17 protein-coding genes are annotated in these 15,901 nt (G+C 70.1%); 2 read left to right on the plus strand and 15 right to left on the minus strand.

Translation table 11 applies throughout. The features are described from left to right. Positions 1-82 precede the first annotated feature (82 nt). Complete coding sequence (locus AB0D27_RS14315; RefSeq protein ID WP_362507092.1) at positions 83-595, plus strand: DinB family protein; 513 nt, start codon at positions 83-85, stop codon at positions 593-595. A 70-nt stretch (positions 596-665) separates the two neighbouring features. Here the strand turns inward: AB0D27_RS14315 and AB0D27_RS14320 are convergent, their stop codons facing one another. The 15 genes from AB0D27_RS14320 to AB0D27_RS14390 form a co-directional block, all read right to left on the minus strand. Continuing rightward, positions 666-1,538: an LLM class flavin-dependent oxidoreductase gene (locus tag AB0D27_RS14320; protein ID WP_362507095.1), complete on the minus strand. Its 873-nt coding sequence runs from the start codon at positions 1,536-1,538 to the stop codon at positions 666-668. A gap of 40 nt (positions 1,539-1,578) precedes the next feature. After that, positions 1,579-2,160 carry a dihydrofolate reductase family protein gene (locus AB0D27_RS14325; RefSeq protein ID WP_362507098.1) on the minus strand — a complete coding sequence of 194 codons (582 nt, stop codon included), beginning with the start codon at positions 2,158-2,160 and terminating at the stop codon, positions 1,579-1,581. A gap of 236 nt (positions 2,161-2,396) precedes the next feature. After that, complete coding sequence (locus AB0D27_RS14330) at positions 2,397-3,047, minus strand: OmpA family protein (protein ID WP_362507101.1); 651 nt, start codon at positions 3,045-3,047, stop codon at positions 2,397-2,399. A gap of 2 nt (positions 3,048-3,049) precedes the next feature. Further along, positions 3,050-3,640, minus strand: coding sequence for a hypothetical protein (locus AB0D27_RS14335; protein WP_362507104.1), 591 nt, complete (start codon positions 3,638-3,640; stop codon positions 3,050-3,052). A gap of 15 nt (positions 3,641-3,655) precedes the next feature. Then, on the minus strand, positions 3,656-4,264 hold the full coding sequence (locus AB0D27_RS14340) for a pilus assembly protein TadG-related protein (protein WP_362507341.1): 609 nt from the start codon (positions 4,262-4,264) through the stop codon (positions 3,656-3,658). Beyond that, the gene (locus AB0D27_RS14345) at positions 4,261-4,470 is read right to left on the minus strand and encodes a hypothetical protein (protein ID WP_362507107.1); all 210 of its coding nucleotides are present in this window, start codon (positions 4,468-4,470) and stop codon (positions 4,261-4,263) included. The genes AB0D27_RS14340 and AB0D27_RS14345 overlap by 4 nt, the downstream gene beginning before the upstream one ends. A 99-nt stretch (positions 4,471-4,569) precedes the next feature. Next, positions 4,570-5,319 carry a response regulator transcription factor gene (locus AB0D27_RS14350; RefSeq protein ID WP_362507110.1) on the minus strand — a complete coding sequence of 250 codons (750 nt, stop codon included), beginning with the start codon at positions 5,317-5,319 and terminating at the stop codon, positions 4,570-4,572. Continuing rightward, positions 5,312-6,844 (minus strand): histidine kinase, encoded by a 1,533-nt coding sequence (locus tag AB0D27_RS14355; protein ID WP_362507113.1) that lies wholly within the window; start codon positions 6,842-6,844, stop codon positions 5,312-5,314. The genes AB0D27_RS14350 and AB0D27_RS14355 overlap by 8 nt, the downstream gene beginning before the upstream one ends. Next, positions 6,841-7,731 carry a DUF5936 domain-containing protein gene (locus AB0D27_RS14360; RefSeq protein ID WP_362507116.1) on the minus strand — a complete coding sequence of 297 codons (891 nt, stop codon included), beginning with the start codon at positions 7,729-7,731 and terminating at the stop codon, positions 6,841-6,843. The genes AB0D27_RS14355 and AB0D27_RS14360 overlap by 4 nt, the downstream gene beginning before the upstream one ends. A 13-nt stretch (positions 7,732-7,744) precedes the next feature. Beyond that, complete coding sequence (locus AB0D27_RS14365) at positions 7,745-8,686, minus strand: type II secretion system F family protein (RefSeq protein WP_362507119.1); 942 nt, start codon at positions 8,684-8,686, stop codon at positions 7,745-7,747. 25 nt (positions 8,687-8,711) lie between these two features. After that, a complete protein-coding gene (locus AB0D27_RS14370; RefSeq protein WP_362507122.1) occupies positions 8,712-10,052 on the minus strand; it encodes a CpaF family protein in 1,341 nt (446 codons plus the stop codon). Positions 10,053-10,078: 26 nt separating this feature from the next. Next, the gene (locus AB0D27_RS14375) at positions 10,079-10,441 is read right to left on the minus strand and encodes a TadE family protein (protein WP_362507124.1); all 363 of its coding nucleotides are present in this window, start codon (positions 10,439-10,441) and stop codon (positions 10,079-10,081) included. Further along, positions 10,438-12,054: an AAA family ATPase gene (locus AB0D27_RS14380; protein ID WP_362507127.1), complete on the minus strand. Its 1,617-nt coding sequence runs from the start codon at positions 12,052-12,054 to the stop codon at positions 10,438-10,440. Before AB0D27_RS14380 ends, AB0D27_RS14375 begins: the two co-directional genes overlap by 4 nt. 90 nt (positions 12,055-12,144) lie before the next feature. Then, positions 12,145-12,858 (minus strand): Flp pilus assembly protein CpaB, encoded by a 714-nt coding sequence (gene cpaB / locus AB0D27_RS14385; RefSeq protein ID WP_362507129.1) that lies wholly within the window; start codon positions 12,856-12,858, stop codon positions 12,145-12,147. A gap of 77 nt (positions 12,859-12,935) precedes the next feature. Further along, positions 12,936-13,820 carry a hypothetical protein gene (locus AB0D27_RS14390; protein WP_362507132.1) on the minus strand — a complete coding sequence of 295 codons (885 nt, stop codon included), beginning with the start codon at positions 13,818-13,820 and terminating at the stop codon, positions 12,936-12,938. A 381-nt stretch (positions 13,821-14,201) separates the two neighbouring features. Here AB0D27_RS14390 and AB0D27_RS14395 point away from each other — a divergent pair, with 381 nt between their 5' ends. Beyond that, the gene (locus tag AB0D27_RS14395; protein WP_362507135.1) at positions 14,202-15,890 is read left to right on the plus strand and encodes a glycoside hydrolase family 18 protein; all 1,689 of its coding nucleotides are present in this window, start codon (positions 14,202-14,204) and stop codon (positions 15,888-15,890) included. Positions 15,891-15,901: the final 11 nt, after the last annotated feature.

Below are 15,901 nucleotides of genomic sequence, written 5' to 3' on the forward strand. Positions count from 1 at the left end.
CAACGGGCCCGCCCCGCGGCGAGGGAATTTCCGCTGTGTCCGGCCGCCCGGCGTTGTCAGTGCCCGCTGTTACGTTCCGGGCATGACGACGAATCCAGGAACCGTCCGGGTGCCGTACACCGGGGCTGAGAAGGAGAGCCTGCACGCGAGTCTCGACCGGCACCGGGACGCGGTGCTGTGGAAGCTCGACGGGCTGGACGACGAGCAGGTCAGACGCGTGATGACGCCGTCGGGCACGAACCTGCTGGGCCTGGTGAAGCATCTCGCGTCCGTCGAGTACGGCTGGTTCTGCTCGACGTTCGGGCGCGAGGTCGAGCCGCTCTGGTTCGACCCCTTCAGCGAGGAGGACATGAGCGCGGGCCCCGGCGAGACGACGCGTCAGATCGTCGAGTTCTACGGCCGCGCCCGCGCCGCCGCAGACCGCACCCTCTCCGAGCTGTCGCTGGACGACCTGGGCACGTCGTGGAACGGCACGACGGTCTCCCTGCGCTGGGTCCTGATCCGCATGGTCGAGGAGACCGCGCGGCACGCCGGGCACATGGACATCGTGCGGGAGCTGATCGACGGCGGAACGGGGGATCACCGGCGGGGGTGATGCGGCGACGTCCGGGACAGGTGCGAGGGGGCGTACCTCCGCCGGCTGACGCGTGGCCTGCGCCGAAGGGTCAGGGGACGAGTGGCCGTACCTCGTGTGCCACGAAGCGGATGAAGCCCTCGGGGTCGGGTTCGTCGGCGGTGGGCTGGAGAACGACGGTGTCGGCACCGGCGTCGGCGAGGCGTTGGACGGCCTCGGCGACGGCGTGCGCGTCTCCCGCCACGCCGTGTTCCGGAACAGGGTTCTCGCCGTTGGCCTCGATCTCGGCGCGCAGCCGGGCGGCGGCGTCGGCTCCGGTGGCGGTGTGGAGGTAGACGACGACCCGGTGCGGATCGGTCCTGCCCGCCTCCTTGCGCCCCTCGTCGATGAGTTGGCGTGCTCGCCGTACCCCCTCGGGCGCGGTGGAGGCGGTGAGGACGGTGCCGTCGGCGGCCTCGCCCGCGAGCCGGAGCGTACGGGGCCCGGTGGCGCCGGTGAGGACTTCGGGCACCTCTCCCGGCGGCCAGTCGAGGGCGACGCCGTCGAGGTTCACGTACCGCCCGGACGTGGTCAGCCGCTCGCCCCGCAACAGGGCGCGCAGCGCGTCGAGGTACTCGCGCAGCAGCGTCACGGGCGACTCGGCGCGCGCTCCGACCTGCCCCATCCACTCCTGGACGCCGTGGCCCACGGCCAGGACGGCGCGGCCCGGGAACAGCCGGTGCAGGGTGGCGGTCTCCATCGCGGTGACGGCGACGTTCCGCAGCGGGACGGGCAGCAGGCCCACGCCGACGCGCAGCCGCTCGGTCCAGGCGAGGGCGGCAGCCGCGGCGGAGATGCCCCCTTCCAGGAAGCAGTCCTCCCACAGCCACAGCTCCTCGATGCCCGCGTCGTCCGCCACGCGCGCCATGGCACGCAGACGCTCGGGAGGCAGTTGGGGCCGGAACACAGCGCCGAGTCCAGTCATGCGCCCTTCCTACCGGCGCCGGACACCACGGACAACTCTTTTACTCACCCGCGCCATTGGCACGTTCGCGCTCATACCGCAGCAGCACGACCCCGTTGCCGAAGGCCCGCGACTCGACGAGCCGGAGCCGGGTCAGGGCGTCCGCCTCCGGGAACAGGGGCTTGCCACGCCCGATGAGCACGGGGTGGACGTACACCCGGAACTCGTCGATCAGGTCGTGCCGCAGGAACGCGGCGGCGAGATCGGCCCCGCCGAGGCCCAGATCCCCGCCCGACTGTTCCTTCAGCGCCCTGATCTCCTCCGGTACGACCTCCCGCACGATGGTGGTGTGCCACTCCGCCCGCTGCAGCGTCCGGGAGAACACCACCTTGGGCGTGTTCCGCCAGATCCCGGCGAACTCGACGATCTCAGCCGTACTCTCCGGGGCCTTGTCGGCCGTCGGCCAGAAACCGGCCATCAGCTCGTACGTCACCCGCCCGCTCAGCAGGGCGCCCAGCTTCTTGATCTCCTCGTTGAAGTGCCGGTGCAGCTCGGCGTCGACCAGATGCCAGTCGATCTCGCGATCCGGCCCCTCGATGAAGCCGTCGAGGGACACCGACATCATCAGCACGATCTTCCTCATGACGCACCTCACCGACGTGGTTCACGGGCCATCCCGGGGCATGGTGACACCGGCGCCCCTCGCCGACCAGGACGCGTGGCCCCGTGTCGCCCGGCCCCGCTGCGCCGACGGTGAGCGGGACCTGACGGGTGGTACTCCGTCGCCCGGTCTGCTGTCCGGCCTGAATACCGACGCATGGTCCTTTGACCGCGAACATGCCCTGGGGCATGCCTGCCGCTTGCCTGCGTTTGCTTCGCTCAGCTCTGGGTTCCCGACGGCGCGCCGCTCGACGCCCCGCGCGGGAACGTCACCTCCACGCGGCGGTTTTTGCGGCGCCCCTGTTCCGAGGTGTTGTCGGCGATCGGGTAGTCCTCGCTGTAGCCGCGTACCTCGAAGGTGATGTCCGTGGAGCCGAGGGCGGCGGCCAGTTGGTCGTGGACCGCTTCCGCTCGCTTCTTGGAGAGGGTCAGGCCGTGGGCGTACGAGCCGAGGTTGTCGGTGAAGCCGAAGACTCTGACGGTCGTCGCGTTCTGGGCCTTGATCTCGTCCGCGATCGCCTGGATACGGGAACGGGCGTCCGGGTTCAGTTTCGAGCTGTCCTTCGGGAAGAGGACCTCCGCCTGCAGCGCGAACGTCACGTCCGAGTTCGTGTCCTCCCGGCGTTCCTCACCGCCCAGGTCCTCTACCACCGACTTGATGTCCAGGACCTTCGCGGGGGCCAGGGTGGCGCCGTCGGCGAGCTTCAGGCCGGGGCTGTTGGCGTCCACTTCGGGGGGTGGGGAGGTGGTGACGCTGCCGGGTGGGGCGCTGGGGTCGGTGTCAGCGTGCGCCGGGTCGCCCAGGAGGGTCAGGGTGGCCAGTACCACCAGGGCCGTCAAGGTATGGGTGGTACGGGCGGTGAGGGCCATGGCTACTCGCCCTCGGTGAGATTGATGGCGGTGGGAGGCAAAGAGCCCACTTGGAAGTTGACCGCGTCCGTGCCTTCCGGTGGGGCGGGGAACTGTGCGAACCATGCTGTCGAGCCACCCGGCCGCACCCGCGAGAACTTTGTGCAGAGGCAGCGTCCGGAGGTGTCTCGCAGGACGAGGTACTTCTTCTTGCCCTTCTCGTCCACGAGGCTGGCACCCGACAAGGAGCCGCCATTGCCGGCCAGCTCCGTCTCGTTGCTCTGCCAGTCGGCACCCAGCCACGAGCTGCTTCCGCCGTTCGTCACCTGGCCCGACACGGTGACGAAGCCACCCTGGTCACGCTGGGCGGAAGTGATGGTGACGGTGATGTCGCCGTCCTTCGCCGTCGCCAGCACCTTGTCGGCAGACGGTGCCTGCGACTGCTGGCTCCCGCCGTCGTCCTTGCTTGAACTGGGAGAGGAAGCCGAAGTGCTTTCCTTCGCCTTGTTATCGCCACCGCTCCCACCGCAGCCGGCCACCGTGAGGAGCAACCCAGTCGTGATCGCCATCGCGGCCATTGCCCTGCGGCCCCGCATGGTGTGCCGGAGATCCATCGGTACGGCTTCCTCTCATTCGGCCAGATGCACAGAGAACAGCACGGACGCGTCAGGAAGGTCGTCCGAATTGAAATCCTCGGGATCGATGTCTACGAGTTCGCCGCCGCAGTCCAGCTCAACGGGCTTCTTGGGATCCGCACCGGGGGCGAACGTGCAGCGCGGCTCGATGACCGCCGTGGCATGGGCCTTGGCGTGCTGTGTCTCAGTGCCAGGGATGATCGAGTCCCCAACCGTGTAACGGGTCTCGATCGCCACGCGGTAGCCCGGAAATCCATTCGCGGTGGCGGGCTGGGCATCGCCCTGCACCGTCGAGTCATTTTCGGCGGCCAGCCGCTCTGCCGCAGCAGTGGCTCCTGTGCCCTTGAACAGGTCGCCGTTGAGCCAGTCGAGCCACTGGTCGTCCCGGCCAATTGTCCCCGCCAGGCCCCTCATCAGCTCGTCGCGGGAGTCCTGCGCGGCCGCCAACGCCGCAGCGTCCGCCGCGGATTGAGCTCCATTGCGGGCGGACGCTGCTTGGGCGAATGCGAAGAAGGCGAACGCGGCGAAGAGCAGAATCGCCGTCAGCCAGATGTAGATCGGGAGAGTCTGCCCTCGGTCGCCGTTCGGGAGAAGGTGGGTCAGCCGCCTCCGCCGATCACGCGGTCGACCGCGTCGCCGATCGCCCCGGAGATCAGTCCGTCCAGCCCCAACTGGTCGATCAGCGTGAAGATCCCGGCAATAATGATCATCAGGCCCGCATACTCCACAAACCCGGCCCCCGCGTCCCGTCCCCTCCCCCGCACCCGGGAAACAACGGCCCCCGTCCACCTCTCGAGCCTGCTCATCATGCCTGCCCTCCCACCCGGTGCCACTACCGACCCGAGCACCGTACGTGAGAAGGCGCCTACTGCGGGTGGGTCCAGGGGCCCAACTTGTGGTGGGGGGAGTCATCGGGTCCACCCCTCGTGGGACGTGCCCAGCCAGTGGGCGATGGCTTCGCTGCGCGAGCAACTGTGCAGCTTTGCGAAGATACGGTTGATGTGGTTCTTGACGGTCTTCTCGCTGATGAAGCAGGTGGCGGCGATTTGGCGGTTGTTCATGCCGGCGGCGATGAGGTCCATCACCTCCACCTCCCTTGAACTCAGGCCGAAGTCGGGGCGGCCGGGGGCGCTGCGGCGGGGGCCGGGCGCGTAGCCGGGTTGGGCCTTTGACGACTGTGCCATAGATGGTTGCAGATGCGAAGAGAGTTCGTACGGTTCGTACGAAACTCCGAGTGAATCCCGGACAGGGGCAGTTGGACGGCCGTGGCGTACCTCGCGTACCGCCGTGAAGAGTTGGGCGGGAGTGAACTCGCCGTGGATCAAGTAGCCGGACGCGCCTCGGCGCAGTGCCTCGGCCACGACCTCGGGTTCGCTGCTGTACGTCAGCATCATCACCGGGGCGAGACGGGCCAGGGCGGGCAGGGCGGTCAGGCCGTCCGTGCCGGGCATGCGGACGTCGAGGAGGACGACGTCCGGGGTCAGGCGGGCGGCGTACGCGAGGGCTTCCTCGCCGTCCGCCGCTGCCGCGACCACCTCTGTGTCCGGGTGGCCGTCGAGCAGCGCGGTCAGGCCTGCCCGGACCACCGGGTTGTCGTCGGCCACCAGCACACGTAGGGGCGGCCCGGATCGTGCCTGGTCAAGTGCCTCGTCAGGCATGTGCGGCCTCCGCTCGGGGAGTGTGGGGGGCGGCTGCGGGGAGGGGGAGTGTCAGGTGGATCTCGGTGCCGCCCTCGGGGGACTGGGTCAGGGCGATGCGGCCGCCCAGGGAGGCGGCTCGTTCCGTCATGCCGAGCAGACCGAAGTGGCCGGTTCTCGACAGGTCGTCGAGGGTGAGGGCGGTGGGGAGGCCGACGCCGTCGTCTTGCACGCGTAGGGCGAACTCCGCATGCGAGATGTCCAGTTCGACCACCGCACGGCTCGCGCCCGCGTGGCGGTGGGCGTTCTCCAACGCCTCGGAGGCGATCGCCAGCACCTGGTGGGCGGTGGCGCGCGGCAGGAGCGGGGGGCCGCCCCGGTGTCGTAGCGCTGTGGCCAGGTGTGTGCGCGATTCGAACTCCGTCGTGTGAGCCTGGAGTTCGGCCAGGACGTCTGTGTCCGGGGTGGGGCAATCCGTGCGGCGGCGTAGGTCCGAGAGCAGCGCTCGGGACTCCCGCGCCGCTTGGCGCGCCGCGTCCGCCACGGTCGTCGCCTGGCGTTTGAGCGTGTGCGGGTCCGAGCCGTCCGCCGAGGCGGCCAGTGCCTCCGCCGCCAGGGCAAGGCCGTACAGCGTCTTGGCCACCGAGTCGTGCATCTCGCGGGCCAGCCGGGCGCGTTCGGATTCCACTGCCTCCGCCACGGCCAGGCGGGAGTTCGCCTCGGACAGCGCCTGGCTGGCCGTGCCGAAGCGGAACATCAGATTGCGGAGGGTTACGCCGATGATGCCGGCGCCGACGCAGAAGCCCGCGATGAGGAGGGTGTTTGCGCCTGCTCCCGGGCGGTGTTCCCAGGCTCTGAACACCGTGAGGAGGACGACGAGTTGCAGGCCGGTGAAGACTCCGGCGCCGCGCCAGCCGTACAGCAGGCCCGCGAGGAGCGGGGTGCAGACCGTCGCGTACGCGAGTGGGGACGCCGGGGACGCCGTGAGGAGGAGGATCGCGCCGAAGGTGAGGTCCACGGCCATCAGGGTGGGATGGGCGAGGAGGCGGGGGCCCAGGCGGTCCCAGTCTCTGAGCATGGCGTACGAGCCCATGACGCCGAGGACGGCTGCGGCGAGGACCGCGTAGCGGGGTGGGCCGTTCGCGGCGTTCGTCATCGCGAAGGGCGCGCCTATCGCGATGGCCGCGAGGCGGACGGCGAAGGCCTGGCGGCAGAGGGACTGCAGGGCGTTGAGCTGTAGGCGGACGCTGGCGGGGGCGGGGGCGTCGTCCGCCAGGTAGCCGGCGCCGCCCTTGGGCCAACCTGTGCTCGACCCCGGTTCCGGGTACTCGGCGCCTTTGTGCCCACCGGCACGGGTTCCTGCCCCCTCCGCCGAGGGCCCGGCGTGCTGGTTGCCGTCGGGTTGGGTGCGCTGCTCGTCGCCTACGAGGTGCCGCTCTCGTTGGGACGGGCGCCGCCCCTTGCGGCACGCCGGCCCGTAGCTACCCGAGGGGCGCCGCCCCAGCGGCACGATTGCCCACAGCTCCGCGAGACGCCCCTTCATCATCGGCCCAAAATCGAGCCGAAGTTCGTCCCCGAGCCCAAGAACATGCCCGTGGCGATGAGGATCATCGTGGCCGGGAGCATGAAGACGAGGGTGACCATCGTGGCCTTGGGGACGGTTTTCGCGGCGCGGCGACGGGCGTTCTGGGCGTCGGTTCGGCGCATGTCCGTGGCCAGTTGGATCAGGGTGTCCGCGATGGGGGAGCCCAGTTCCTCACCCTGCTGCAGGGCCGAGACGAACTGGGCGACCTGCTCGGAGGAGTTGCGCTTGCGCAACTCGTCGAAGGCCTGGCGGCGGCTGACGCCCATGTCCATCTGGCGCAGGGTGATGCGCAGCTCGTCCGCCCACGGACCCTCGTACTTCTCCGCCACCCGGTCCAGCGCCTGGCGGAAGCCGAGGCCCGCGGAGACCACGACGGCGAGGACGTCGAGGAAGTCGGGGAGGGTGCGGTCGATGACCTCCTTGCGTTCGCGGACGGCCTGCCAGATGAGGGCGTCGGCGGCCACCAGGCCGAAGGCCAGCGTCAGGGCGGCAAAGAGCAGTTGGCCGTTGGACAGGAAGACGAGACCCAGTACGACGCCGAAGATGCCGTACACCGCGCGGCGGGCCGCATAGCGGTTCAGCGTCAAGCCGCCCGGGTTGCCTGCCATGTCGATGCGGCGGCGTTTGGCGTCGACGCGGCGCGGGCCCATCAGACGCAGGACGGTGGGAGCGAGGCGCATGCCCAGGCGGTCGACCGCCGAGTCCGCCTTGGAGACGCGGCTTCCGCCGACCTCCAGGGCGAGCGTGAGGTCGCTGGGGAGTCTGGCGTCGGCGCGGATCAGGCGGATGCCCAGGAGGACGCCCGCGACGGCCGCGCCCATCAGGACGGCGAGCAGCAACGGCAGCAACGTAACCCCTCCCTCATACTTCGATCTTGCCGAGGCGGCGGATGACGAAGAAGCCGACGGTGTAGAGGCCGAGGGCCAGCAGGATCAGGCCCTGGCCGAGCGGGGAGCCGGTGACACGGGCCAGGGCTCCCTCGTTCGAGGAGTTGATCAGGACCAGCGAGCCGATGCCCAGGAACGGGACCGTGAAGGCCGTCGCGTTCACCTCGGAGAGCATCGTGCGGACCTCGCGGCGGGTTTCCTTGCGGTCTTCGAGGGTCTGGGTGAGGTTGCGCAGGGAGCTGACAACCGAGCCGCCCGCCTTGTTGGCGAGGACCAGGGTCGTGACGAGCACGATCAGCTCGCGGGAGGGGAGGCGTTCGGAGAGTTCGCCGAGGGCGTCGTCGACGGTGCGGCCCAGGGTCAACTGGTCGGCCACCCGGGCCAGTTCCTCGCCCGCCGGGGCCTCCAGCTCCTCCGCCGCCATGGCCAGCGCGGTGCGCAGGGCCAGTCCCGCGGCTGTCGCGTTGGCCAGCAGGCGGGCCACGTCCGGGAGTTGGCTGATGAACGCCTCGATGCGCTTTTGCCGTTGCCAGTTGAGGAAGATGGCCGCACTCCACAGACCGAGGGCGCCGGCGATCGGGCCGAAGAAGGGGGCGAGCGAGGCGGACGCGATCAGCCACAGGGCCACGACCACGGCGGTGACGTAGGTGGAGAACTCGCCCGCCGTCACGTCGAGCCCGGTGGCCGACAGGCGCAGGTGGATCGTGCGGCCGAGGCGGGTGCGACGCAGCCGGCGGTCGACGGCCGCGAAGCGGCGTACGCGGCCGGCGGCCTCACGCAAGGGGCCGCCGCCGGCGAGACGGTCGACGAGGGCCTGGCGCTGGGCACGCCCGGAGGCGTACGTGTGCACGCCCGCGACGGCGAGTGTGCCGCACAGCACCGTCGCGCCGAGGGCGAGGAGGGCGGGGTTGTTCACGGCTCGCTCCTCTCCGTTCTGGGGGTCATCCGATCGCCTGCCTCGTGTTCAGTACGTCGATGGCCTCCGCCACTCCGAAGGCGGGCGGCAGCGGCTCGCCCGCGACGTACAGCTTCTCCGCGACCGAGCGCGGGAGCGGGAGATGCTCGAAGTGGCCGTGGACGACGCGGTCGGGGCCGACGGGGCGCGGGACGAAGCGGGTCACGGGCACGACGCGGAACTGTTCGCGGCCGTGCGAGACGAGCAGCGCGATCTCCGTGACCTTGCGGGAGCCGTCGGCGTGCCGGGCCAGTTGGACGACCACGTCGACCGCCGAGTTGATCTGGTCCTTGAGGGCCTCGAAGGGGATCTGGACCTCGGACATCGAGCCGAGGGTCTGCAGCCGCATGAGCGCGTCGTCGGCGGAGTTCGCGTGGACGGTGGCGAGGGAGCCGTCGTGGCCGGTCGACATGGCCTGGAGCATGTCGAGGGTCTCGCCGCCGCGGACCTCACCGACGATGATGCGGTCGGGGCGCATGCGCAGGGAGTTGCGGACCAGGTCGCGGATGGTGATCTGGCCCTTGCCCTCCACGTTCGGGGGGCGGGACTCGAGGCGGATGACGTGCTCCTGCTGGAGCTGGAGTTCGGCCGAGTCCTCGATGGTGATGATGCGCTCCTGGGACGGGATGAGCCCGGAGAGGGCGTTCAGGAGGGTCGTCTTACCGCTGCCGGTGCCGCCGCTGACGATGACGTTGAAGCGGGCCCGCACGAAGGCCGCGAGGAGCATCAGCATCTGCTCGTCGAGCGAGCCGAGGCCGATCAGCTCCGGAAGGGTGTACGCGCGGGGGAAGCGGCGGATCGTGAGCGTCGGGCCGGTGAGCGCGAGCGGCGGGATGATGACGTTGACCCGCTCGCCGGTGGGGAGGCGGGCGTCGACCATCGGGTTGGACTCGTCCACGCGCCTGTTCACCGTGGAGACGATGCGTTCGATGGTCTGCATGAGCTGTTCGTTCGAGGCGAAGCGGAGGGGGAGCTGCTCGACGCGGCCCGCTCGCTCGACGAAGATCGAGTCGGGCCCGTTGACCATGATCTCGGTGATCGACGCGTCGGCGAGGAGCGGTTCGAGGACGCCGAGCCCGAGGGCCTCGTCCACCACCCGGCGGATCAGCTGCGAGCGCTCGGCGGAGGAGAGTACGGGGCCCTCGCGGCTGATGATGTGGCCCAGTACGCGTTCCAGGCGTACCCGGCGTTCGGCTGCCGCGAGGCTCGACATCTCGGCGAGGTCGATCTCCTCGAGGAGCTTGGCGCGGTAGACGGCGACGAGGTGTCCGTCCTCACGGGCGGGCCCCCCCTCGTCGGGGGCGGCGATACGGGAACGCAGGCTCATGATTTCGGCTCCTCTCGCACGAGCGGTCAGTCGTCGGTGGGCATGGTGGCGTGGCGGACCACGGTCACGTCGTCGAAGAGGGGGATGACGGAAGGGACGTGGACCGTGACTGTCGCAGTGGTCGTGTCGGCGCCCTTCGCGGGAGGGGGAACGTCCGGGTTCAGCCATCCGCTCACGGCCGCCTGGCCTGCCCCCGAGCCGTCACCGTCCTGGGAGGCGACCCGCGCGGCGGCTCGTGCCCCGGAGCCCGCCTGGTTGATGCCGTACCCGACAAGACCGAGCTGGATGGCGGCCATCCCGATGACCAGCAGGATGGGCAGGAACCCGGCGAACTCCAGGATGGAGACGCCTCGGTCCTCGCTCAGCCGCCGCTTCAAGGAGGGCCTCATCCGCCGTCCCCCTCCAGCGCCGCGCCCGCGGTCCCGTTCACCTGCCAGCCCGCGTCGAACCCCGGGAAGAACAGCGGCACGTCGACCTTCACGGTGGCTTTCATCACCGAGCCCGCCGGACCGCATTCGATCTCCGCGCCCTTCCAGGACCCCGGCAGATGCCGGCTTCCCGCCGCCGCGCACGCCCCGGCGACATCGCCGTTGACCGCGTTCGCCGCCGTGGCCGCCCGTGCCGCCTCGTCCGCCGCGTTCCCCGCCAGCGAGTACGAGTAGCCGTACAGCACGCACTGCCACAGGATCGTCATGACGACGAGCAGCAGGGGGAACATCCCGGCGAATTCGAGGGTCACCGCTCCCCGGTCGCCGCCCCTTCGGCGCAGGGTCAGCGCTCCTCGGTCCGAGGACGCCTTACGACGCCGTCCGCCGCCCCCGCCCTCCTGGGCGACCACGAGACCCAGCTCGCCCGCGAGCGCCCACAGCGCCTGCTTGACCGTCGAGCGGGCGTCCAGGTCCTGGAGGCGGCCCGCGTCCACGACGGACTGGAGTTCCTTGAAGGCGGCGGGGACGGCGGAGCGGGCGACCCTGGTGCCGGTGACCCGTTCGACGAGGGAGGACTGGATCTCCGTACCGCGGGAGTGGCGGTTGATGACCGTGGTCGTCTCCTCGGCCTTGCGGATCTGGAGGCGGTCCCACAGGCGGACCATGCGTTTGGCGGCGCGGACGGCGACGACGTCGGGGGTGACCAGCAGCAGCGCCTGGTCGGCCATCTCCACGGCCGCCGCGGTGGCCGCGTTCATCTGGGAGCCGCAGTCGACGACCACCACGTCGTGGCGGGAGCGCAGGGCACCGAGGACCTGGCGGGCCAGCCGGTCGGTGACCTCCTCGCCGCGCTCGCCCTCGGCGGGGGCCAGGAGCAGTCCGATGCCGCTGTCGTGGGTGTAGAGCGCGTCTTGGAGGACGCGGGGGTTGATGTCGCTGATTCCGGCGAGGTCGGCGACCGACCTGCGGAACTGCACGTCCAGGTACGAGGCCACGTCACCCGACTGAAGGTCCAGGTCGAGCAGCGCGACGCTGCGGCCGGACGCCCGTGCGGCGAGGGCGAGTTGGACGGCCGTGAGCGTGGCGCCGACGCCGCCCTTCGCGCCGGTCACCGTGACCACGGTGCCGCCGGGGCCCGCGTACAGCTCGGGCGTTCCGCTGTGGAGGTGGCGGCGCATGCCGGCGGACCACGCGGCGGCCGCCTGGACGCGTTCGGCGAGGGCGTCGTAGCCCAGCGGCAGGCCGATGATGCCGCGGGCGCCGGAGTCCATCGCGGCGGTGAGGACGCCGGTGCTCGTGTCGGCGGTGATGAGGACGACACCGACCGCAGGGAAGCGCATCACCAGGTCGCGGATCAGGTCCAGCGCGGGTACGGGGCCTATCCGTTCGTGGACCAGGACCACTTCGGGCAGCTCGTCCAGGGACTCGGCGGCGAGCCGGGCGAGGGTGTCGAGGAGGGCCGTGGAGTCGGGGACGGGCGGGGCCGGTTCGGCGTCGGCGAGCTGGCTCAGCAGCGTGGTGAGCGCGCGGGCCGAGTCGATGTCGCCGACGGCGGGGAGGATGCGGATGGTCATCGACGGCACCTTTGACGGCTGTCGCACACTGCGTGCGGTTCACGCCTTTTTCGACGGGCCCCAGCGGGAGCGGTCGTCATGCGCGGCCTCCTACTTGTCCTCGTCGAGGGTGTACGTACGGTCGCCGGGTGGGACGGCCGCGTCGGAGCCGCCCGCGACCAGGGCGAGCCGGACGTGTTCGGCGAACGACTCGGCGTACGCCACGCGTTGGGCGTCGGCGGTGTCGAGCGCGAAGGTGATGGGGACGGCCTGGGTGGCGCTGGTGCGGCGGTCGGAGCTGGACTGGCCGGGGTCGAGCGCGGTGAGCTTGCCGACGTCGATGACGCGGGCGTTCTCGACGATGACCTTGGACTGGTCGGTGCCCTTGTCGTTCTGCGCCTTGAAGGTGGCGTAGATGTTGACCCGCGAACCGGGGTTGATCTTCCCCGCGACGCCGGTCGCCGCGTCGATCATGATCGCGATCTCCTGCTGGCCGGCCGCCAGTTCGGGACGGTCCACGATCATGTCGGTCTGCAGCAGGGAGCCCCTCTCCAGTTTGGTGACCGCGATCTTGCCGCGGATCTGGGAGAGGCTGGTGACGGCGGTGGACGACAGCCAGCGCCTGGGCATCGAGATCTTCTGGAACTGGTCGGCCGACAGCTCCTTGTAGGGCGCGATGTCGCCCTTCAGGCGGTACGCCGCCACCTCCGGGCCGACCTTGGAGTTCACGTCACGGATCACCGAAAGCACTCCGGCGAAGGCGCCCAGGGCGCACAAGGCCGAGAGGACCAGCAGGATGACGCCGCGGCGCTGGCGTGAGTTCATGACGCGGACAACCTCGATCTGCGGGGGACGGCGGGGTCGAGCGGTCGTGCCTGGTGTTCAGGTGTGCTGCGTGGTGCTTATGTGGCGCCTCGGGGCAGGGCGCGTACCGAAGAGGCTGCCCGTACGGCGGTGCCCGGAAGCTCCTGCGACGATGACGGCGACAGCAGCGGCGACGCGCAGAACCCGCAGCGGTCACCGATGAGTTCGAGCCCGCACCAGTGGCACTCCTCCCGCCGGACGGACGACACGAGCTGGTAGAGCACGGAGACGTCGTACAGCCCGGCGGCGAACTCGACGAGCCGCGAGGTGCCCCACCAGCGGGCCGACTCCTGCGGCAGCGGAACGGTCGCGACGCCCTGGACACGCCAGGCGGGCGCGAGGGTCGTGGTGACCCAGTCGGACGGCGGCTGGCCCGCGGCGGCGAGCAGCCGGGTGCCGAACTCGGGCCCCGGCAGCTCCTCCTGGCCGACCCTGATGAGCTGCGGTCGCGGATTGGCCAGTACGGCGAACTGGGCGCCCGGCACCCAGGACTTGGCGTGGGACGTCAGGGTCACCGGGACGCGGTCGAGTTTGGCGACCGAGCCGAGCAGGGCGCCGGCGTAGATGTAGTGGGCGAGCAGCCGGGCGGAGGAGGCGAGCACGCCGGGACTGAAGTCGCAGACAGACAGCTGTCGCAGCTGCTGGGCCAGCAGGGCGACTCCGAGCGGCGGCAGATCGATGCCGAGCAGCGCGATGCGGTCGCTCTCCAGGACGGAGCGGACGGTGTGCAGCCGCTGGGTGACGGCTCCTTCGACCGAGGAGGGGTAGAGCGAGATGACGTACCCGTGCTGCTCGATGAGCGCGTGCATTCCGGTGAGGGAGCCTTCGAGGGTGTCGAGCGGCTGGACGACGGCGGGCGGGGTCTGCCGGTCGTGCGGCGGGAGCACCAGGTCGGGACTGGTGACGGCTATCGCGGTCGGCACGCTGCACACACCCCGTTCGCTGCGGCGGGGTGGTCAACCACCGCCTCAGATCGCCCCTTTTACGCCATGGACCGTCACGGATGGCCGCAGACCGTCACTGTGACGTCCTCTTGCATCAGCACCATATCCACGGCATGGGCCGCTCAACACCGACTTCCCGAGATCAACTCACGGAAGGTGCGGGCTTGATCAACGCAGAGTGAGACGCATATGACACAACTCGCCGTCGGGTAAAGCGGGTTGGAGTGTTCCGCGGACTCCACAGGTCTTGACAACCGAATTGGTCTGGACCAACTTGTACAACAACCAACGGTGGCCACCGTCGCGCACCCCCCATCCCCCCTCCCCTCATCGGAGGTCCCAGTGGACCGCGTATCAGGCATGCCCAGGCGCAGACGTACCTGGGCGGGGCTCCTCGCCGCCGCACTCGCCGCGTCAGCCCTCACCCTCACCGGCCTCGCCACCGACGCCTCGGCCGCCGACGTGAACAACGCCAAGAACGGCGGCTACGAGTCGGGCCTGAGCAACTGGACCTGTTCCGCGAGCAGCGGTACGACGGTCTCCTCCCCGGTGCACGGCGGCTCGGCCGCGCTGAAGGCCACGCCCGCCGGGCAGGACAACGCCCAGTGCACCCAGTCCGTCGCGGTCAAGCCCAACTCGACGTACACGCTGAGCGCCTGGGTGCAGGGCGGGTACAGCTACGTCGGCGTGACCGGCACGGGTACGACGGACGTGTCGACGTGGACGCCCGACTCCGCCTCCTGGAAGCAGCTGTCGACCAGCTTCACCACTGGCGCGTCGACCACCTCGGTGACGGTGTACACGCACGGCTGGTACGGGCAGGCCGCGTACTACGCGGACGACCTGTCGGTGTACGGCCCCGACGGCGGCGGTGGCGGCGGCCCGGCCCCGACCGTCCCCGCGACCCCGGGGGGTCTGGCGGTCGCCGGCACGACCTCCTCGTCGGTCTCGCTGTCCTGGAACACGGTGTCGGGCGCTACCGGTTACAACGTCTACCAGGGCGGTACGAAGGTCCAGTCGGTGACGGGGACCTCGGCGACCGTGTCCTCACTCGCCGCCTCCACGTCGTACTCCTTCCAGGTCACGGCGACGAACTCGGCCGGTGAGTCGGCGAAGTCGTCGGCGGTCACGGGCACGACGACCGCGTCCACCGGAGGAGGGACGTCGCTGCCGGCGCACGCCGTCACCGGCTACTGGCAGAACTTCAACAACGGGGCGACCGTCCAGAAGATCTCCGCCGTGCAGTCCGCATACGACATCATCGCCGTCGCCTTCGCCGACGCCACCAGCACGCCCGGCGCGGTGAGCTTCACCCTCGACTCGGCCGGCCTCGGCGGCTACACCGTCGACCAGTTCAAGGCGGACATCAAGGCCAAGCAGGCCGCGGGCAAGAAGGTGATCATCTCCATCGGCGGCCAGAACGGCACGGTGTCGATCAGCGACTCGACGTCGGCGACGAACTTCGCGAACTCGGTCTACTCCCTCATGCAGACGTACGGCTTCGACGGCGTCGACATCGACCTGGAGAACGGCCTCAACGCGACGTACATGTCGCAGGCGCTGCGGTCGCTGTCGGCGAAGGCGGGCTCGTCCCTCGTCATCACGATGGCCCCGCAGACGATCGACATGCAGTCCACGTCGAACGCGTACTTCCAGACGGCCCTGAACATCAAGGACATCCTCACCGTCGTCAACATGCAGTACTACAACAGCGGTTCGATGCTCGGCTGCGACGGCAAGGTCTATTCGCAGGGCTCGGTCGACTTCCTGACCGCCCTCGCCTGCATCCAGCTCGAGGGCGGCCTCTCCCCGTCCCAGGTGGGCCTGGGTCTGCCGGCCTCCACCAGCGGCGCGGGCAGCGGCTATGTCTCCCCGACCATCGTGAACAACGCCCTGGACTGCCTGACCAAGGGCAGCAACTGCGGCTCCTTCAAGCCCTCCAAGACGTACCCGGGTCTGCGCGGCGCGATGACCTGGTCGACGAACTGGGACGCGTCGGCGGGCAACGCGTGGTCGAACGCCGTGGGACCGCACGTGCACGCGCTGTAGGCCAAAGGAAG

The organism is Streptomyces sp. NPDC048415, assembly GCF_040651675.1.
Lineage (GTDB): Bacteria > Actinomycetota > Actinomycetes > Streptomycetales > Streptomycetaceae > Streptomyces.